Annotated in this window: 19 protein-coding genes; 15 read left to right on the top strand and 4 right to left on the bottom strand. The window is 40.2% G+C overall.

Features of this window, described 5'->3' with window-relative positions:
- Positions 1-142: 142 nt before the first annotated feature.
- The 6 genes from E4635_RS11315 (at position 143) to dnaG (ending at position 7,488) form a co-directional block, all read left to right on the top strand.
- Complete coding sequence (locus E4635_RS11315) at positions 143-703, top strand: RNA polymerase sigma factor (protein ID WP_135526798.1); 561 nt, start codon at positions 143-145, stop codon at positions 701-703.
- Positions 690-1,361 (top strand): hypothetical protein, encoded by a 672-nt coding sequence (locus tag E4635_RS11320; RefSeq protein WP_135526799.1) that lies wholly within the window; start codon positions 690-692, stop codon positions 1,359-1,361. Before E4635_RS11315 ends, E4635_RS11320 begins: the two co-directional genes overlap by 14 nt.
- Positions 1,362-1,395: 34 nt before the next feature.
- Positions 1,396-2,439 carry a hypothetical protein gene (locus E4635_RS11325; RefSeq protein ID WP_135526800.1) on the top strand — a complete coding sequence of 348 codons (1,044 nt, stop codon included), beginning with the start codon at positions 1,396-1,398 and terminating at the stop codon, positions 2,437-2,439.
- 236 nt (positions 2,440-2,675) lie between these two features.
- Positions 2,676-3,944, top strand: coding sequence for a hypothetical protein (locus E4635_RS11330; protein WP_135526801.1), 1,269 nt, complete (start codon positions 2,676-2,678; stop codon positions 3,942-3,944).
- Positions 3,945-4,122: 178 nt separating this feature from the next.
- Positions 4,123-5,364: a hypothetical protein gene (locus E4635_RS11335; RefSeq protein ID WP_135526802.1), complete on the top strand. Its 1,242-nt coding sequence runs from the start codon at positions 4,123-4,125 to the stop codon at positions 5,362-5,364.
- A gap of 132 nt (positions 5,365-5,496) precedes the next feature.
- Positions 5,497-7,488 (top strand): DNA primase, encoded by a 1,992-nt coding sequence (gene dnaG / locus E4635_RS11340; RefSeq protein WP_135526803.1) that lies wholly within the window; start codon positions 5,497-5,499, stop codon positions 7,486-7,488.
- Here the strand turns inward: dnaG and E4635_RS11345 are convergent.
- Together E4635_RS11345 and nadE are read right to left on the bottom strand one after the other, a co-directional pair.
- Entirely contained in the window at positions 7,485-8,114 is a 630-nt protein-coding gene (locus E4635_RS11345; RefSeq protein WP_135526804.1) for a response regulator transcription factor, read from the bottom strand. The genes dnaG and E4635_RS11345 overlap by 4 nt on opposite strands.
- Positions 8,115-8,199: 85 nt before the next feature.
- Positions 8,200-9,006 carry an NAD(+) synthase gene (nadE, locus tag E4635_RS11350; protein ID WP_135526805.1) on the bottom strand — a complete coding sequence of 269 codons (807 nt, stop codon included), beginning with the start codon at positions 9,004-9,006 and terminating at the stop codon, positions 8,200-8,202.
- 98 nt (positions 9,007-9,104) lie between these two features.
- Between nadE and gldB the strand changes: the two genes are divergently transcribed.
- Together gldB and gldC are read left to right on the top strand one after the other, a co-directional pair.
- On the top strand, positions 9,105-10,061 hold the full coding sequence (gene gldB / locus E4635_RS11355) for a gliding motility lipoprotein GldB (protein ID WP_135526806.1): 957 nt from the start codon (positions 9,105-9,107) through the stop codon (positions 10,059-10,061).
- Positions 10,061-10,396 carry a gliding motility protein GldC gene (gene gldC, locus E4635_RS11360; protein ID WP_169630255.1) on the top strand — a complete coding sequence of 112 codons (336 nt, stop codon included), beginning with the start codon at positions 10,061-10,063 and terminating at the stop codon, positions 10,394-10,396. Before gldB ends, gldC begins: the two co-directional genes overlap by 1 nt.
- A 47-nt stretch (positions 10,397-10,443) precedes the next feature.
- On the opposite strand, the gene yihA is transcribed toward gldC, so the two are convergent.
- Together yihA and E4635_RS11370 are read right to left on the bottom strand one after the other, a co-directional pair.
- Positions 10,444-11,064 carry a ribosome biogenesis GTP-binding protein YihA/YsxC gene (gene yihA, locus E4635_RS11365; RefSeq protein WP_135526807.1) on the bottom strand — a complete coding sequence of 207 codons (621 nt, stop codon included), beginning with the start codon at positions 11,062-11,064 and terminating at the stop codon, positions 10,444-10,446.
- A 21-nt stretch (positions 11,065-11,085) separates the two neighbouring features.
- On the bottom strand, positions 11,086-11,847 hold the full coding sequence (locus E4635_RS11370; RefSeq protein WP_135526808.1) for an alpha/beta fold hydrolase: 762 nt from the start codon (positions 11,845-11,847) through the stop codon (positions 11,086-11,088).
- Positions 11,848-12,233: 386 nt separating this feature from the next.
- On the opposite strand from E4635_RS11370, the gene mraZ reads away from it, so the two are divergent.
- The 7 genes from mraZ to murD are packed head-to-tail and all read left to right on the top strand — an operon-like array spanning position 12,234 to position 19,967.
- Positions 12,234-12,707, top strand: coding sequence for a division/cell wall cluster transcriptional repressor MraZ (gene mraZ, locus E4635_RS11375; RefSeq protein WP_135526809.1), 474 nt, complete (start codon positions 12,234-12,236; stop codon positions 12,705-12,707).
- The gene (rsmH, locus tag E4635_RS11380; RefSeq protein WP_169630256.1) at positions 12,682-13,590 is read left to right on the top strand and encodes a 16S rRNA (cytosine(1402)-N(4))-methyltransferase RsmH; all 909 of its coding nucleotides are present in this window, start codon (positions 12,682-12,684) and stop codon (positions 13,588-13,590) included. The genes mraZ and rsmH overlap by 26 nt, the downstream gene beginning before the upstream one ends.
- Complete coding sequence (locus E4635_RS11385) at positions 13,590-13,931, top strand: FtsL-like putative cell division protein (RefSeq protein WP_135526836.1); 342 nt, start codon at positions 13,590-13,592, stop codon at positions 13,929-13,931. The genes rsmH and E4635_RS11385 overlap by 1 nt, the downstream gene beginning before the upstream one ends.
- Complete coding sequence (locus tag E4635_RS11390) at positions 13,922-15,931, top strand: penicillin-binding protein (protein ID WP_135526811.1); 2,010 nt, start codon at positions 13,922-13,924, stop codon at positions 15,929-15,931. The genes E4635_RS11385 and E4635_RS11390 overlap by 10 nt, the downstream gene beginning before the upstream one ends.
- A complete protein-coding gene (locus tag E4635_RS11395) occupies positions 15,931-17,391 on the top strand; it encodes a UDP-N-acetylmuramoyl-L-alanyl-D-glutamate--2,6-diaminopimelate ligase (protein WP_135526812.1) in 1,461 nt (486 codons plus the stop codon). The genes E4635_RS11390 and E4635_RS11395 overlap by 1 nt, the downstream gene beginning before the upstream one ends.
- 8 nt (positions 17,392-17,399) lie before the next feature.
- A complete protein-coding gene (gene mraY / locus E4635_RS11400; protein ID WP_135526813.1) occupies positions 17,400-18,632 on the top strand; it encodes a phospho-N-acetylmuramoyl-pentapeptide-transferase in 1,233 nt (410 codons plus the stop codon).
- Positions 18,633-18,635: 3 nt separating this feature from the next.
- Entirely contained in the window at positions 18,636-19,967 is a 1,332-nt protein-coding gene (murD, locus tag E4635_RS11405) for a UDP-N-acetylmuramoyl-L-alanine--D-glutamate ligase (protein ID WP_135526814.1), read from the top strand.
- Positions 19,968-19,980: the final 13 nt, after the last annotated feature.

Raw genomic sequence — 19,980 nt, forward strand, 5'->3', positions numbered from 1 at the left:
ATTTTTTTTCGCTGTAAAGCATTGATTTTACTGAAGAATTCGATTTGTAAACGATTTTATTTCAATTTTTTTCAATACCCCATGCAACTATTTTGCAACCTTACTCGTCTATATCAATAGAAACACTTTAATACTTGTTTTTTTGAAAGTTATTAATTTACATCAGGAAGAAAAAGAATTGATCCGGCTGGCTGTCGAAAATAATCGGCATGCGCAACAGAAGATTTATTCTAAATATTCGCCCAAGATGTTAAGCGTTTGCCGGCAATATATAAAAGATGTGCACCAGGCTGAAGATGTTATGATTACGGCTTTTATGAAAGTATTTACAAGCCTTGGGAATTTTGAGCACAAAGGCAGTTTTGAAGGCTGGATCCGACGGACGATGATCAACGAAAGCATTTCTTTTATCAGGGTCCAGAAACAAGTGAAGTTCATTGAAGACGAATGTTATTTTGAAGAAAGTTTCAACGATATTGAAAGCCGCTTTTCAGTGGAAGATTTACAGTTCCTGATCGACAATCTTCCGGATGGTTATAAAATGGTTTTCAATTTATATGCTATCGAAGGTTTTAAACACCAGGAAATTGCAAAAATGCTGAATATCAGTGAAGGAACGTCAAAATCACAATTGTCACATGCCAGGAAAATGCTCCAGGAGCAAATAGGGAAATTAAAAAATTACGACAATGGAACCGAATAAATTGGAAAATCAAATACGGGAAAAACTGAATGCAAGGGAAATCAAGCCTTCAGCACAATCTTGGGACAGGTTGGATGCGATGCTTTCGGTTGAGGAAAACAAAAAACCAAAACGCAGCTTCCGATGGCTTTTTGTTGCCGCAAGTATCATTGGCTTTGTATTGGCCGGGTTGTTTTTTTTCCAACAGGAAAAGCCTTCGCCGGAAATAAAAGGAAATCAAACCGTAGTGGAAAGTAATGTTACTAAAAAAGAAGCAGCAGAAAAGGATGAAACCTTCCTGGAGCCTGGAAAGAAAAATGAAAAAGCCATTGTTTCAGTGAAAAACAGGAAGCAAACGGTAAAATCCAATGCTGAAACGATAGAAAAACAGCCATTTGTTATGCCGGAAGCTGAAAATAAGGATGCCATAGCAACGGTTCAGGAAAAGGAAGAAAATATAAAAGAAATAATGGTCAATCCGGAAGTTTTGGCTGCTACCGACCCGGAAAAACAGGAAGAGCAAATTCAGGACAAACCTAAAATAAAAGTAAATGCAAGTACTTTACTTTCGCAAGTCGACGGCGAGATAGAGCTTACTTTCAGGCAAAAAGCGATCAAGAAAATCTCGAAAAACTTAAAAAGCGCCCGAGAATCTGTCGCCTCCCGCAACCGGGAATAACAATCACATTTATCAATTTTAAAAAAGAATAATCATGAGAAATTTAACCATTTACTTAGTGGTACTCCTATGTGCTATGATGAGCAAAATATACGCTCAGAAAACATTTTCAACAAAAGCGGAATTAATCGCCAGCAGCATTTCCAATATAACCAAAGCAGAAAAAGATGCCTTGAAAAGATCTGTTGAAGCCGTAAATGTGGAACTTGACAAAGGAAACATCACCAAAGCCGAAGCCGATGAGCAAAAAAAGAAACTGGCTGAAGCGACTGCCGCCCAGATTGAAAAAAGAGTGGCTGTAGAGGAAGCGAAACTTACCGAACTGGTAAAACAAAAAGTAGACGGGACACTTAGCGAAAAGAGCATGTCTGCCGGCGAGACATTTGTAGCGATTTTTGACAATACCAAAGCTAAAAACGATACGGTGGAAAGATCGGAGAAAAGGACTACTTCGCAATTTGTCTATGCTGTTGGGGTAAACAACCTGATGCATGACGGAATGCTGGCCCATTCCAATTTCAGGTATATGGGGTCACATTTTTACGAATGGGGGATTACCTATAATACCAGGATTTTAAAAGCCAACAATTTATTGCACCTTACTTATGGTTTTTCGGTAATGTACAATACCTTAAGAGCTACAGATAACCGGTATTTTGTTGAAAACGGAAACCAGACAAACCTTGAGGTAGCAGCTATGCACTTAAAAGATTCCCGTTTTAAAAATGTCAATTTGGTTGTGCCGATGTATTTGGAGTTTGATTTTTCAGGCAACCAGATCAAAGATGACAAGCCGTTTTTCAGGACACACAAGAGTGCCCGTTTTGGACTGGGAGGTTTTGCCGGAGTGAACCTGAAAACAAAGCAAACCTTGAAATTTGAAGATGAGGTAGGCAATTCGGTGGTGCAAAAAACAAAAGGGAACTTCAATACCAATGATTTTGTGTACGGAGTTGGTGCTTATATCGGATACAAGGAAACCAGTTTGTATATAAAATATGACCTGAACCCATTGTTTAAAAATAATGCTTATGAGCAAAATAACATTTCATTAGGAGTGCGTTTCGATTTGAATTAATTGTTTTAGTTTTATTACGTTAAGGCGCTTCAGCAATGAGGCGCTTTTTTTATTTTCAATTGTATAATTTCTTGCTTTTTTTGCTTTTTACAATTAATTTTGTACTCAAATGAAAGATATGGTTGTGTTTTTTGGAAAGAATGCAATTTTAATAACAGATAATTAATATTCAGAAATTACTGGTTTAACATTCGGGAAATACTTTTGTCAGGAACAAACCCCATAAACTGGTAACCATGAAAAAAATACAATTACTGGCCTTTGCCCTTCTTTCGGCCTTTTCTTTACAGGCGCAGGTAAAAGGGATAACAGGAGAAACCAATTGGTTTAACAATTGGACAAGCTTTAAGCCTAAAACGATTGACTACAACGAACCTACGAATATTCTTAACGGTGTAATCAGTACCAATACAACACTTTATAAAAAGAACACATATCTTTTAATGGGTGTGGTTTATGTGGCTGGCAATGCTACACTAACTATTGAACCTGGAACAACCATCCGCGGGGATTTTGATACTTGTGGGACACTGGTCATTGCCAAAGGCGCTAAAATTATCGCACAGGGCACAGAAACGGATCCTATTGTTTTCACGTCCAATAAAAATGCTTCCGAGAGAAAACCCGGCGACTGGGGAGGATTAATTTTATTTGGTGATGCTCCTACCAATAAATTTGGCGGGGTAGGTTTCCTGGACCTGAACCTGGACCCTAAATTCAACACTTACGGTGGTTCGAATGCCGAGAGTGATTCCGGAATATTAAAATATGTAAGGATTGAATTTTCAGGAAGGAAACTCAATGCTCAAAAAGAACTGAACGGATTGTCACTTGCCGGTGTGGGCAACAAAACAAAAATCGAATACGTCCAGATTAGTTTTTCCAATGATGATTCTTTCGAATGTTATGGTGGCGATTTAAAACTCAATAACCTGATTTCTTTCCGTGCCACAGACGACGATTTTGATTTTACGCAAGGGGCACAATGCAAAATAAACAACAGCGTTGCGATCCGTTATCCTTTTTCCTCGGATATTTCCAGGTCCAGGTGTTTTGAAATTGATTCCTATGACAAAATCGAAAATTTGGATGCCACCAAAAAACTGACCAACATTGTTGCCACAAACATGACATTGGTAAACAATGAAGAGAACGACCAGGGCTTGGTCAAAGAAGCCATTTATATCCGCAATGACAGTTCGCTGGAGCTGAAGAACAGTATTGTTTCCGGGTTTAACCAATGTTTATTGCTCGAGGACAAGATCTCAAGTTTTGAGAAAATAGCCTTGCAGGATGTGGTATTCAATAACTGTGCGGCTTATATAGAATACGAATCCGGTTCCAGCCCGAAGAAAATTGTGGAATGGTATAATAACGAAAAGTTTAATATCATGACTTCAAAAACGTTAAGAACAGCATTATTTTTAGAATCCGATGTTAAAAAAACACCCGATTTCAGGTTGAAAGAGAACAATATTATCACTAGCCGACTTGCTGTGAACTAATTTATTATCAATTATTTGCATTGGTTAAAAGTGTTTCCGTTGTGAAACACTTTTTTTAGTTATATTTGCCTCCCCAAAATTAGTTAACCACATTTGTTTTATAACAAAGTATTAACAATACTATTCTAGTTGATAGCGTAATTTTGGGGCCGAATTAGTAATAAATCTAGACCCCCAAATGAAAAGTAAAATTGTAGCATTCCTTTTAGTTACGTTCTCTGTAGCTAATGCCCAAAAAAACCACGGTATCGTGGGTGAGTCAAATTGGTTTAATGGTTGGACGAATTTTAGGCCCAAGACCATAGAATACGGCCCGGCTACCCAGATTTTGGTTGGGGACATCAAAGAAAACACGACACTTTCAAAGAAAAATGTATACCTGATCATGGGTACGGTCCATGTGACCAATAATGCAGTGCTGACTATTGAAGCAGGTACTGTTATCCGTGGCGATTACGATTCCAATGGTACCCTGACTATTACAAAAGGATCCAAAATCATGGCTGAAGGTACTGAAACCGATCCGATTATCTTTACCTCAAACAAATCTACTGCCGACAGGAAACCCGGAGACTGGGGAGGACTGATATTAATGGGTGATGCGCCAATCAACAGGTTTGGTGGCGTGGCTTCTTCTTTTTACGATCCGAACCCTTTGTACAATACTTTTGGAGGGAATAATGACAATGGTGATTCCGGTGTTGTAAGATATGTAAGGATTGAATTTGCCGGGAAAAAAATCGACCCGAAAATTTCGTTGAACGGATTGACACTTGCGGCCGTAGGAAGCAAAACAAAAGTTGATTTTGTCCAGGTGAGTTTCGCCAATGATGATTCTTTTGAAGCTTTCGGAGGGACCGTTGTACTTAACAATGTGATTTCATACAGGGCTTTTGACGATGATTTCGATTTTTCAATGGGAATCCAATGTACTGTAAACAATAGTATCGCGGTACGAAATCCTTTTATTTCAGACAATACAAGATCCAGGTGTTTCGAAATCGATTCTTACGACAAAATCGAGAATTACGATCCTGTTAAAAAGAAAACGCTCATCAAGTTGAATAATGTAACCTTGTTGAATGATGAGGAGAACAGTATGGGGCTTATCAAAGAAGCGATTTCCTTAAAAACGGATTCATTCCTGGAGATGGATAAATGCCTTGTGGCAGGTTTCTCCAGTTTTATCGCATTGGATGACAAATATTTAGAAGGAGATAATTTCAAAAAAATCAAAGTTGTAAATTCTACCATAGACAGCTGCGCGGAATTGTTCACCAATGAAGCATTGCAGAAAGTGGAAGGCGTAAACAACTGGTTTATGAAAAACGATAAATTGTTAAACGTGACAAGTTTAGGCTTGAACAATTTATTCATCAATAAAGATGTTAAAAAGAAACCGGATTTCAGATTGAAATAGATTTCTTCAACCCCGGATTTGATTTCTGCCGGATACGGAAATGTCAAAGCGCTTTTTTAAGCGCTTTTTCCTTTTATAATATCCCAACTAACTTTGTATCTTTGAACCGTTCCAATTTTCAATCTGTACCAATTGATTTCAAAAGCAACCATAGATTCCGTATTTGAAACCGCCCGCGTCGAGGAGGTTATCGGCGATTTCGTATTGCTCAAACGGGCCGGGAGCAACCTGAAAGGGCTGAGTCCTTTTTCCGATGAAAAATCACCGTCTTTTATGGTTTCTCCCGTAAAGCAGATCTGGAAGGATTTCAGTTCCGGAAAAGGAGGGAATGCCATTGCTTTTATCATGGAACACGAGCATTTTTCGTATCCGGAAGCCATTCGGTATTTGGCTAAAAAATACAACATCGAAATAGAGGAAACAGAACAGTCTCAGGAAGAAAAGGCCGAAGCAAGTGAAAAAGAGAGCATGTACCTGGTTTCTGAATTTGCCCAGAAATTCTTCAATAGCACCCTTTTGAATTCTAACGAAGGCCAGGCGATAGGCTATTCTTATTTTAAGGAAAGAGGTTTTACCAACGAAACGATCAAGAAATTCGGTTTGGGGTATTCCCCGGAAGCTTGGGATGCTTTTACCAAAGAAGCATTGGGCCAAGGCTACAAGCTGGATTACCTGGAAAAGGTCGGTCTGACGATCCTGCGCGAAGACGGAAGGCACCTGGACCGGTTCAAAGGCCGTGTAATGTTCCCTATCCAAAGCATGTCCGGAAGGGTTTTGGGTTTTGGCGGCCGTATTTTGGCAAATGACAAAAAAGCAGCGAAATACCTGAATTCTCCCGAAAGCGAGATTTACCATAAAAGTAAAGTGCTTTACGGGATTTTCCATGCCAAGCAATCTATTGCAAAACTGGACAATTGTTTTTTATGCGAAGGTTACACCGATGTAATCCAAATGCATCAATCCGGGATTGAAAACGTGGTTTCTTCCTCAGGAACGGCCCTTACGCCAGACCAGATACGGCTTATCAACCGGCTGACCAAAAACATTACGGTACTCTTTGATGGGGATGCTGCAGGATTGAGAGCTTCAGTCCGAGGGATCGATTTAATCCTGGAAGAAGGCATGAATGTTAAGGTTTGTACTTTCCCCGATGGAGAAGACCCGGATAGTTTTGCCAAGAAAACACCCCATGACCAATTACTGCGGTACCTGGATGAAAACGCCATGGATTTTATACAGTTCAAAGCTTCTTTATTAATGAAGGAAGCCAAAAACGACCCGATAAAAAAAGCCGAGCTCATTAGGGATATGGTGACCAGTATTTCTAAAATACCGGACCGGATCAAACGTGAAATTTACGTCCAGGAATGTTCGCGCATCATGGATATTTCGGAAGAAGTGGTATTTAATACCCTGGCACAGCTCATCCAGAAAGATATTTCCGATGCCGGGAAAAAGGAAAAAACAGCGAGGGTTTCTGAACAAAAAGCATTTGAAATCCATAAGAATGAAAATGCCCAGGTGCATGTGAAAGTTGACGTGCTTTACGAACTGGAGCGGAAAATTATCGAAATATTATTGTTGTACGGTAGTGTGGAGGAGGATTTTGAGGATGTACTTCTCAAGGCAAATGATGATGGGGAATTGCATGAGGTAAAAGAAATCAATAAATACAAGGTTTTCCAGCGTATTTATTTAAGCCTTCAGGAAGATGAGGTAGAATTGGCAACGCCTGTTTTCAGGGAAATATACAATGACCTGATCCAGTATTTCAATGAAAATGAAAGCTTTGAAACCGAGCAGTACCTAATGCGGCTTTCTCCGGAATTGTCCCAGGAAGTAACGACTATATTAATGGATGATGAAAGGGTGGCTTTGCACAATTGGGAAGCCCAGCAGATTTATGTAAAGCAAAAGGACCAAACGATAAGTCAATATGTTTCCGAAACGATCCTGACCCTGAGGTGGTTTTTGGTCAACAAGATAATTGAAGAAATAAAAGCATCTATCTCTAATGAAACAGATGCTGATAATTCCGAGAATCTTTCCATGGCTATGGATTATTCTAAACTGATTAATAATTTTTCCGGCAAACTCGGGCGCGTAATGTCCCGCTACAGTTAAACTATTTCCAGGGTTTTGGCTTTATTGACCAAATCTACCAGGTTGGTTACGTTTAATTTTGCAAGAAGCCTTAATTTATAAGTACTGATTGTTTTTTCATTCAGGTTTAAAGCCTCGGCAACTTCTTTGTTTTTCTTTCCGTTTGACAGATAACGAAGCACTTCAATTTCCCTGCTGGATAATTTTCGATACAATCTTTCGGATTTTGCCTGTTTTGAAATCAAAGCAATATTCTTTTTCACAGCTTCACTGAAAATAACAGCGCCGCGGTTCACTTTAATAAGAGTTGAAGCTAAAACATCGAGTTTTTCTGATTTCTGAACAAAGGAAGAGACACCTGCTTTTATCGCGTTTGGTGCATAAATCTGTTCGTTCAGGTTGGAGAATAAAACAATTTTAAGGCTTGGATAATCTTTTAATAAAGCTTTGATAAGGTTAATGCTTGAAAGTCCTTCGAGTTCTAAATCTAAAAGTAATATATCTATTTCTTTCCGTTTCAGCATTTCTTCTACCATATCAAAGTTATCTACAATCCCCACTAAAGAGATGTCAGCATGTTCTTTAAAGTACGATTTTATGCCGTAATGTACAACAGGATGGTTGTCAGCAAGACCTATTTTTACCATAGTTCAAAGTTTAAAAATAATTAGACTAAAACGAACAGTAAAGATAAGCAATATTTTTATAACGAGCTGTAAAACAAGTAATAATTTACTTATATTTTTCAGGAATAATGCAAACCGGGATCGGATTCATTTTGTGCTGGTTAATTGTGTTGAGCCGTTTGTATATTTCGAAGACGGTTTTTTCGCGACCTGTAAAATCTTCTGTGGTTTTTCCGGCTTCCAAAGCCTTCATGGCAAACTCAAGTTCTTCATAACTAGCGCCTAACTGGTCTTCGTCACTTCGGTCGTCGCCAAACAGTCCGTCGGTAGGTGCCGCTTTTAATATCGATTCCGGTACCTCCAGATACGTGGCAAGTGCCCTGACATCGCTTTTCATTAAATCGGCAATAGGGCTTATATCGACCCCGCCGTCACCATATTTGGTAAAAAAACCAACCCCGAAATCCTCTACTTTGTTCCCGGTTCCGGCCACAAGCAAACCGTTGATGCCTGCTACATAATACAAACTGGTCATCCGTAAACGTGCCCGGGTATTGGCCAGGGATAAGTTCAGTTTTGTTTCGTTTTCCGATGTTGGGGCTTCGTTTTTAAAGCTTTCAAAAACAGGAGTCAGGTCTACTTTTACATCTGAAACATTCCCAAATCGTTTTTTAAGTTGGGCAATATGTTCCTGTGCCCTGTTTACGTGGCTTTGCGCCTGATGGATCGGCATTTCGACACATAGGGTCGTCAAACCGGTCTGGGCGCACAGGGTAGAGGTTACTGCCGAATCGATCCCGCCCGAAATACCCACCACAAAGCCGTTTACCTTGGCATTTTCGGCATAGGTTTTCAGCCAGTTTACAATATGGATGTTTACTTTTTCGGTATTAAGGGTGCTAATTTTCTGCATGGGAACTCAATGTTTTAAAAACGAATGTATATTTGCAAAAATAATAATTTTAAGCAGAAATCGTTTTAGTAAATATAGGCTTGATAAAGCAAAATTCAATGAAAAAAATACTACTGTTTGCAATGGTCGCTTTTGCGGTCGTTTCCTGTTCTGAAAAGAGTAAAGTCCAAGAGAAAGCTGAAGAAATTCCGGTCGAAATAACGGTAGACCGGTACGATAAGGCTTTTTTTGAAACGCCTCCCAACCAATTATCCAAACTCAAAATGGAGTATCCTTATTTCTTCCCCGAAGGGATTTCCGACACGGTCCTGGTTAATAAAATGACCAATCCGCTCTGGCGGGAATTGTATGCCGAAGTCGAGAAAAAGTACGGTAATTTCGAGAAGGAAGAGGCTGGAATTGAAGATGTTTTCCGGTACATTAAATACTATTACCCAAAGACAAAGATTCCAAAAGTGGTGACGGTCATCCAGGAAATGGATACGGAATACAAGGTCATCTACACCGATAAAATGCTTATCATCTCATTGGAATTGTACTTGGGCAAAAACCATAAATTTTACGAATACCCTAATTATATGAAGCAAACGTTTGAGCCATCTCAAATCCTGCCGGATATTGTGCAGAGTTTTTCGGTAACAAAAGTAAAGCCTCCAACGGAAAAAGATTTGCTTTCGATGATGGTTTATGCGGGCAAGCAATTGTATATGAAAGATTTATTGCTTCCTGAGTATTCAGATGAGGATAAAATCTGCTATACGCCCGAGCAGATAAAATGGTGCGAGGAACATGATACGGATGTCTGGCGCTTTTTCGTAGAAGAAAAACTGCTCTACAGCACCGACCCGAAATTAGGGCAGCGTTTCATTGCGCCGGCTCCTTTTTCAAAATTCGGATTGGTGTCGGATAACGAAACCCCGGGAAGGATTGGCGCTTGGGTAGGCTGGCAGATTGTGCGTTCTTTTATGGAAAACAATGATGTGCCGATGCAGCAAATGATGGTCATGGACGCTAAAGAAATATTTCAAAAATCTAAATACAAACCTAAAAAATAATGGCAAATACAATTACCTCCGAAATAAAATTCCTTGTGGAACTGGATGAAAACCGTGTTCCTGAAAAATTAAGCTGGACAGCCCAGGATGGCGGTGTCGAGGCTGAGGAAGCAAAAGCGATGATGCTTTCCATCTGGGACAGCAAGGCACAGGAAACCATGCGTATCGACTTATGGACCAAAGACATGCCTGTTGATGAAATGAAAGTTTTTTTCCACCAGACACTTGTAGCGATGGCAGACACTTATCACCGCGCTACGGCAGATGAAAGGATGACCGATACCATGAAGGATTTCTGCGATTATTTTGCTGAAAAACTGGAATTGAAAAAATAAAAAAAGCGTTCGGAAGAACGCTTTTTTTAGTATAGATAAATGAGATTTTAAAACTCATCGTAGCTTTTAAAAACCTCTGTATTGACGTCGTCTATGTATTCCAATAACTGCTCTTTTCCGGTTCCTTCGGTGGAAGAAGTTACAAAATGTTGTGGCATTTCTTCCCAGTTGTTGGCCAATAAGGCTTTCCGGTAAGCGGCAATATGCTGTTCGGTTTTCCCTTTGCTGATTTTGTCCGCTTTGGTAAAAATAATGCAGAAAGGACACTCTATTTCGCCCAGGTAATTAATGAATTCCAAATCGATTTTCTGTGCTTCAAGCCGGATATCTATCAGGACAAAAGCACAAACCAATTGTTCTCTTTTTTCGAAATAATCCGTGATAAACTGCTGGAAAGTTTCTTTGGTTTTTTTGGAAACACGGGCGTAGCCATATCCCGGCAAATCGACAAGGAACCAATTCGAATTGATCTTGAAATGATTGATTAGCTGTGTTTTTCCAGGTCTTCCCGAAGTTTTTGCCAAATTTTTATGATTGGTCAGCATGTTAATCAATGAAGATTTCCCTACGTTTGACCTTCCTATAAAAGCATATTCCGGTAAAGGATCCTTCGGACATTTACTTACATCAGAATTGCTGATAATAAATTCGGCGGTATTGATTTTCATTCGTTATTTTTTTCAAAAGGCTTAAAGCCCTACTTTGTTTAACCATTCTTCCAAAAGACGGTTGAATTCCTCAGGATGTTCCATCATAGCCGCATGCCCGCAATTTTCAATCCAGTATAAGGTCGAATTTGGCAACAGTTTATTGAACTCTTCCGCTACGTCAGGAGGTGTTACTTTGTCATTCCTTCCCCAGATAATGCCGGTCGGCGCATGCATTTTCGGCAAATCCTTCGCCATATTGTGGCGGATGGCGCTCTTGGCGATGGTCAGTGTTTTTATTAATTTGATACGGTCGTTTACCGTGTTGTAAACATCATCGATGATTTCTTTGGTGGCAATTTCAGGATTGTAAAAAACATCTTCGGCTTTCTTTCGGATGTATTCGTAATCGCCTCGTTTCGGGTAACTGTCCCCCATGGCGCTTTCATAAAGGCCTGAACTTCCAGTAATGACAAGCCCTGCAACGCGTTCCGGGTACATTTTGGTGAAATATAAGGCGATATGCCCTCCAAGCGAATTCCCAAGAAGGATAACGCGGTCAAAACCTTTATAGGTAATGAAATCCTTTACGTATTTTGAAAAAGCTTTTACATTGGTTTTTAGTATGTTCTGTGTGTATAGCGGCAATTGTGGGATCACTACCTTATATCCTTTTGTGGGAAAATAATCAGCTACTCCGTCAAAATTACTTAAACCTCCCATCAAACCGTGCAAAATAATAATTGGAGTGCCTTCTCCAGCTTCAAAATACTCGTATTTACCGTCCTTCTTTAAGTTATTCACTGTTCTTTCAGTTGTTTATTCGTTTATATCGCAAATATAGAATTAAAAAGTGAAATAAGAATTTTTGCCCTTCATTTCTTAAAAAGCTTTGTTTTTTGTGTTGATAAGTTAACTGTTTAGTTTTCAGGATGTAATAAGTTTTTGGTTGGTGATTTTATTGAATGAAAGCTAAATCCTGCCTTAAAAATTGTGTTTTTTTTAAGAATAATTCCCAAAATAAACCGAAAGGCTGATAAAATTTCAGTAAATATAAATTTAGCAAAAAATTAATCCGGCTATTCTTTTTGTTTCAAAACGGCAAAACTTATCAACAAAGTGGTAATTTGTGGTAAAATGTGGTAAATAATTTTTTATATTTGTCCAGTATACACGAAAATCATAACTGCTTGAATACCATTGTCGGAACATACGAATGTAAGGTTGATTCCAAAGGGAGGCTGATGTTGCCTGGCCCTTTGAAGAAGCAATTGGCTGAATCGTTGGAAAATGGTTTTGTATTAAAGCGTTCGGTTTTTCAACAGTGCCTGGAATTGTATCCGATGCAGGAGTGGGACTTGATGATGCGGAAAATCAATAAACTGAACCGTTTCGTAAAGAAAAATAATGATTTCATCCGTCGTTTCACGGCAGGTGTAAGGGTAATTGAGATTGATGCCACTGGGCGATTGCTGATTCCGAAGGATTTGGCTGTTTTTGCTTCCGTTTCGAAAGATATCGTGTTGTCTTCGGCTGTCAATATTATTGAAATTTGGGATAAGGACCTGTATGAAAAAGCAATTGACGATAGTGTTGTCGATTTTGCGGATTTAGCGGAAGACGTAATGGGAAATATAAATGATGATGACGATGGAATATCATAATCCGGTTTTGCTTAAGGAAACAGTTGACGGTTTGAATATCAAGCCGGACGGTGTGTATGTTGATGTGACATTTGGCGGAGGAGGCCATTCCAAGGAAATACTATCCAGGCTGGGAGAAGGCGGTAAACTTTTCGCTTTCGACCAGGATGAAGATGCCTGGGAAAATGCGCTTGCGGATGAAAGGTTTACTTTGATCCAGGAAAATTTCAGGTATATCAAACGGTTCCTGCGTTTCAACGGTATCAAAAAAGTAGACGGGATTTTGGCAGATTTAGGGGTTTCTTCCCACCAGTTCGATGTGGCGGAAAGAGGTTTTTCCACCCGTTTTGCAGCCGGACTAGACATGCGGATGAGCAAAAAAAACGAGCTGAGCGCTTTTAAAGTGGTCAATGAATACGATGAGGCCAACTTAAAACGTATTTTTTACGATTACGGAGAATTGAGCAACGCTCCCGCCATTGCCAGGGTTATTATCGAGGCCCGTGAGAAAGAAACAATTGTAAATACCGAAGACCTGAAACAGGTTTTGAGCCGGTTTTTGCCGAATCACAAGGCACATAAAATTTTGGCCCAAATGTATCAGGCCATCCGAATCGAGGTGAACCAGGAAATGGAAGTGTTGAAGGAATTTCTGGAACAGTCATTGGAAGTGCTCAATGAAGGAGGAAGGCTGAGCGTTATTTCATATCATTCCCTGGAAGACAGGCTGGTGAAGAGGTTTATGAAAAACGGTTTGTTTGAAGGCGAACCCGAACGAGACTTTTTTGGACGGTTTGAAGTGCCGTTTAAATTGATAGGAAAAATGATTGTCCCGTCAGACCAGGAAATCAAAATCAACAACCGGGCCCGGAGTGCTAAATTAAGGATAGCTGAAAAGAAATGATGAAGAACGGAATTTACAGCATATTAAAAGCAAGATTTTTGGTCAATGAGGACTCAGTCAAAAACTGGAGATTCATTGTTTTTTTGATTTTACTGGCTATAATAATGATTGCCAATACGCATAGTTATGAGAAAAAGATTTACCAGATTTCCGATCTGACCAATGAAGTGAAGGAACTGCGTTCGGAATTCGTAGACCGTCGTTCGGAATTGATGAAAATAAAAATGGAATCGACTGTGGCAGAAAAAATGGAAGAGAGAGGGATTTTGCCTTCTTCCGTTCCGCCTAAAAAAATAAAAGTAACCAAAGAAAAAACAGCTTTTGAAAAACTATGGCAGTAGAAAATAGAAATATTTTAAAACGCGTTTACGTTGTTGCCTTGGTTATCCTGGTTATGGTAACGGCAATAGGGGTTAAGCTCACTAATATTCAGTGGGTTGAGGGCGACTATTACCGTAAATTAGCCAAAGAGCGTTCGGTTAAAAACTTTGTGATTCCGGCCAACAGGGGCAATGTATATTCGTCCGACGGAAGTTTGCTGGCCACTTCCATACCTAATTATACGATCCGTTTTGATGCTTTGGCGCCAAGCAAGGATAATTTCGATGATAATGTAAAGGCATTGTCGGATTCGCTTTCAAAATTGCTGCACAAACCTTCGGGCATGTACCTGAACGAATTCAGGAAAGCAAGGGCCAATAAAAACCGGTATTTCCTGGTAGCCCGCGATTTGAGCTATACCGAATACATGACGGTAAAAAGTTTTCCATTATTCAATTTAGGAGCTTATAAAGGAGGAATCATCATCGAACAAAAAACAGTCCGTGAGCATCCAATCGGTAAAATCGCTGCAAGGACCATTGGTTATGAGCGTTATGACGAAAGCGGGAATTTAAAACCTGTTGGTATTGAAGGAGCCTTCGGTTACTACCTTAACGGAAAAGACGGTAAAATCCTGAAACAGAAAATCGCCAAAGGACAATGGAAACCCATTCGTGACAACAATGAAGTGGAACCACGTGACGGTTATGACATTGTATCGACCATTGATGTATACATCCAGGATATCGCACACCATGCCTTGCTGAAACAATTAGAGCTTTACGAGGCGGAACACGGCTGTGTTGTGGTTATGGAGACCAAAACGGGTGCTGTCAAAGCCATTTCAAATTTAGGAAGGGATACGAATGACGGAACTTATTATGAAACCGAAAATTATGCTGTCAAGGAATCCCATGAACCGGGATCGACATTCAAGTTGGTAGACCTGATTGCATTGTTGGATGATGAAAAAATAGATACTTCCAAAGTATATGACAGTAAAGGCGGGATAATTTCTTATTACGGAAGGAAAGTCCGCGATTCGCATGATGGAGGTTATGGCAAAGTTTCCGTGGCAAGGGGATTTGAAGTTTCTTCAAACACCGTAATGGTCCAGGCCGTTTATGAAAATTACAAAAACAACCCAAAACAGTTCGTTGACAGAATTAACAGTATGGGGTTGAATAAACCTCTTGGGTTGCCATTTAAAGGAGAGGGAATTCCTAAAATACCACAACCCGGCCAAAAGGGCTGGAATGGGATTTCCCTACCCTGGATGGCTTTCGGGTATGGGGTTTCAGTAACGCCGTTGCAAACATTGACCTTGTATAATGCTGTTGCCAATAATGGTGAAATGGTCAAGCCGATGTTTGTCCAGGAAGTGAAAGAATGGAACAAGACTATCAAAAAATTTGACAAACAGGTTATAAACCCTAGCATCTGTTCGGAAGAAACGCTGAAAAAAGTGAGAGCGGTTTTAGAGAATGTCGTTAAAAAAGGAACCGGTTCGAAGCTCTATTCTAAAGATTTTTCAATGGCAGGAAAAACGGGAACAGCGCAAGTAGGCTACAATCGGGCTGATGGAAATATGAATATGTATTATGCGTCCTCTTTTGTGGGGTATTTCCCGGCCGATAATCCGAAATATTCCTGCATTGTCGTGATCCACAAGCCTAATACATCCAAAAATAATTATTATGGTGCCGATGTGGCAGGCCCTGTTTTCAAAAGGATCGCACAAAAAGTTTTTACCGATGTGCCTTCCACCAATGAAGTAAAGAACCTGAAAAAGCACAATGTCCTTCAGGATAAGGATTATGTGGCGTACAACGACAAATTGAACAAAAGGCCAAATACAATTCCTAATTTAAAAGGAATGTCAGGCATGGATGCTGTGGCATTGCTCGAAAACCTTGGGATGAAAGTAAAAGCCATCGGTATTGGAAAAGTGCAGAAGCAATCCATCCAGGCCGGGCAGCCCATTGTAAAAAACAATACTATAATTTTAGAATTATCATAATGCTATTAAAAGAAATACTTTACAAAGTCGCCATTGAAGCGGTTCACGGCTCAACAGATGTTGAAGTGAATGCCATTCATTTTGATTCCCGCAAGGTAGCATCGAATGATGTTTTTGTGGCGATCCGCGGTTCGGTTTCAAATGGCCATGATTTTATAGAAAAAGCCGTTTCTTTAGGTGCTTCCGTGATCATCTGCGATACTTTTCCAAACCAGGTATCAGAGCAGGTTACCTACGTAAAAGTAAAAGATACCAATGAAGCATTGGCGCATCTTGCCGCTAATTTTTATGATAATCCTTCACATAAACTCCAGTTGGTTGGGATAACCGGGACCAATGGAAAAACTACGATTGCTTCCCTTTTATACCAATTGTTCCAAAAAGCGGGGTACAAAGTGGGATTGCTTTCTACGGTAAAAATCATGGTCGACACCATAGAATACAAGGCGACGCATACCACTCCGGATTCGCTGACCATCAATTATTACCTGAATGAAATGATTGAAGCAGGCTGTGATTATTGCTTTATGGAAGTGAGTTCCCACGGAATCCATCAAAAACGTACCGAAGGGCTTGAGTTTACCGGCGGGGTTTTTACCAATCTGTCACACGACCACCTGGATTACCATCCGACATTTGCAGAATACCGCGATGTGAAAAAATCGTTTTTTGACGGTTTGCCTAAAAACGCGTTCGCGATCTCAAACATCGATGATAAGAATGGTACGGTCATGCTTCAGAATACAAAAGCTAAAAAACTCACGTATGCTTTAAAAACATATGCGGATTATAAAGCGGTCATTATCGAGAACCAACTAAGTGGTTTGTTGCTCAAAGTGAACGAACAGGAGGTTTGGGTTCGGCTGATAGGGACTTTCAATGCCTATAATTTATTGGCTATTTATGCAGTTGCCATCGAATTGGGAATCGAAAAATTAGACGCATTGCGGCTGTTATCAGAACTGGAAAGTGTTTCCGGCCGGTTCCAGTTTATTGTTTCCAAAAAAAAAATAACGGCTATCGTAGATTACGCCCATACTCCGGATGCCCTTGAAAATGTGTTGAGTACCATCAATGATATCCGTACCAAAAACGAACAGTTAATTACGATTGTAGGCTGCGGTGGCGACCGGGATAAAACCAAAAGGCCTATCATGGCCAATATCGCTACGGAGATGAGTACCAAAGCGATCCTGACTTCGGATAATCCCAGGACGGAAGACCCGGAAACGATTATCGCCGAAATGGAAGCCGGGATCACAGCGGTTAATTTTAAAAAGTACATAGCCATTACAGACCGTAAACAGGCTATAAAAACAGCTTGCCAGTTAGCGCAGCCAAACGATATCATCCTCATTGCAGGAAAAGGACATGAAACCTATCAGGAAATAAACGGAGTCCGCCATGATTTTGATGATATGGAAATCGTGAAGGAAATTTTAGAACAACTAAACAAATAACCAAATATATGTTATACTACTTATTTGAATATCTAGATAAAACTTTAGACGTTCCGGGAACGGGGGTTTTTCAGTATATCACTTTCAGATCGGCTTTGGCAATCATATTGTCATTGCTGTTGTCAACTATTTTTGGTAAACGGGTCATTAATTACCTGCGCCGCCAGCAAGTAGGGGAAACCGTTAGGGAACTCGGCCTTCATGGACAGGTAGAAAAAGCCGGTACACCTACCATGGGTGGACTGATTATTATCTTTTCAACATTACTGCCGGTTGTTTTATTGGCAAAACTGGACAATATCTATGTCATCCTTCTGATTGTGACCACGCTTTGGATGGGAACTATCGGGTTTATAGACGATTATATCAAGATATTCAAAAAAGACAAACAAGGGCTGAAAGGTATCTTCAAGGTAATCGGACAGGTTGGCCTGGGGATTATCGTGGGTGCTACTTTGTATTTCCATCCGGGCGTGACCATTCGCAAGGAAGGAGTGAAAAACAATGTCGTAGTGGTAAATGCCACTCAAAATACTATCAATCCGGTTTCATTGGAAGAAAAATCAACGGCTACAACCATTCCGTTCTTTAAAAACAACGAATTTGATTATGCCGAATTATTGGCCTGGGCCGGCGACGGATACCAGGATTACGCCTGGCTGATTTTTATTCCTATTGTCATTTTTATCATCACAGCCGTTTCAAACGGAGCCAACCTTACAGATGGAATAGACGGGCTTGCCGCGGGGACTTCCGCTATTTCGGTCATAGCCCTGGGGGTTTTCACTTTTGTTTCGGGGAATATTATTTTTTCCAATTACCTGAACATTATGTTTATTCCCAACTCTGGGGAAATGACTGTTTTTATTGCTGCTTTTGTTGGGGCATTGGTTGGGTTCTTGTGGTATAACAGTTACCCGGCAGCGGTTTTTATGGGTGATACGGGAAGTTTGACTATCGGTGGGATTATTGCTGTTTTGGCCATTGCTGTCCGTAAAGAAATGCTGATTCCGGTAATCTGCGGAATATTTTTGGCCGAAAATCTATCGGTTGTCCTGCAGGTATCGTATTTCAAGTACACCAAAAAAAGATTTGGGGAAGGCAGAAGGATTTTCCTGATGTCGCCATTACACCATCATTACCAGAAAAAAGGATATCATGAAAGTAAAATCGTGACCCGTTTCTGGATCGTCGGGATCTTGCTGGCCATTGTATCTATTGTAACCTTAAAACTAAGATAGTATATGAGATTAGTAGTTTTAGGCGGAGGAGAAAGCGGTGTAGGCACGGCCATTCTCGGTAAGAAAAAAGGATATGAGGTTTTTGTTTCCGATTTCGGGAAAATAAAAAACAATTATAAAGAAGTATTGCTGCTTCATAAAATCAAGTTCGAGGACGAGCAGCATACCGAAGAATTGATACTCAATGCAGATGTAGTGATGAAAAGCCCTGGGATTCCCGATAAGGCGCCCATCATTAAAAAATTAAAGGAAAAAAACATTCCTGTCATCTCTGAAATTGAATTTACAAACCAGTTTACAGATGCCGTAACGGTCGGGATTACCGGAAGCAACGGAAAAACCACCACCACCATGCTCACCTACCATTTGCTCAAGCAAGGCGGATTGAATGTAGGACTGGCAGGGAATATCGGTAAAAGTTTTGCCTGGCAGGTTTCCGAAGACAAACACGAGGTGTATGTGCTCGAGTTAAGCAGTTTCCAACTGGACGGGATTATAAATTACAAACCGCATATTGCGATAATCACTAATATAAGCCCGGACCACCTGGACAGGTACAATTACAATTATGACGAATATATAGCTTCAAAATTCAGGATAACCATGAATCAGACCGAGGACGATTACCTGATTTATGACGACGACGACCAGGCCATCAAAAATTGGTTGAAAAACAACAAGACAAGAGCAAAATTAATCCCGTTTTCACTGACAAAACAATTTGAAACCGGCGCTTACGAGACAGAAAACAATATCAATATAAATACCAGCAACGACCCCTTTGTTATGCCAACATCACACTTATCCCTAGAAGGGAAACACAACGTAAAAAACGCTTTAGCCGCCTCATCGGTAGCCCAATTGTTAAAAATCAGGAAAGCAACCATCCGTGAGAGCTTGTCTGATTTTCAAGGCGTAGAGCATCGCTTGGAGAAGGTATTGAAAATCCAGAACGTACAATATATCAATGATTCGAAAGCGACCAATGTAAATGCAACCTTTTTTGCATTAGACAGCATGACCGGGCCGACTGTTTGGATTGTTGGTGGTGTCGATAAAGGAAACGACTATACGGAACTGATGGCTTTGGTAAACGAAAAAGTAAAAGCCATTATCTGCCTGGGCATTGACAATAAAAAAATCATCGAGGCTTTTGCCGATGTGGTAGACATTTTGGTAGAAGTAGGTTCTATGACCGAAGCGGTAAGGCAGGCTTACAAAATCGCGGAAAAAGGGGATACGGTTTTGTTATCGCCGGCTTGTGCCAGTTTTGACCTGTTTGAAAATTATGAAGACAGAGGGCGACAGTTCAAGCAAGCTGTCCAAAATTTATAAAAGATAAAGAAAA

This window comes from Flavobacterium humi (assembly GCF_004745595.1).
Classification (GTDB): domain Bacteria; phylum Bacteroidota; class Bacteroidia; order Flavobacteriales; family Flavobacteriaceae; genus Flavobacterium; species Flavobacterium humi.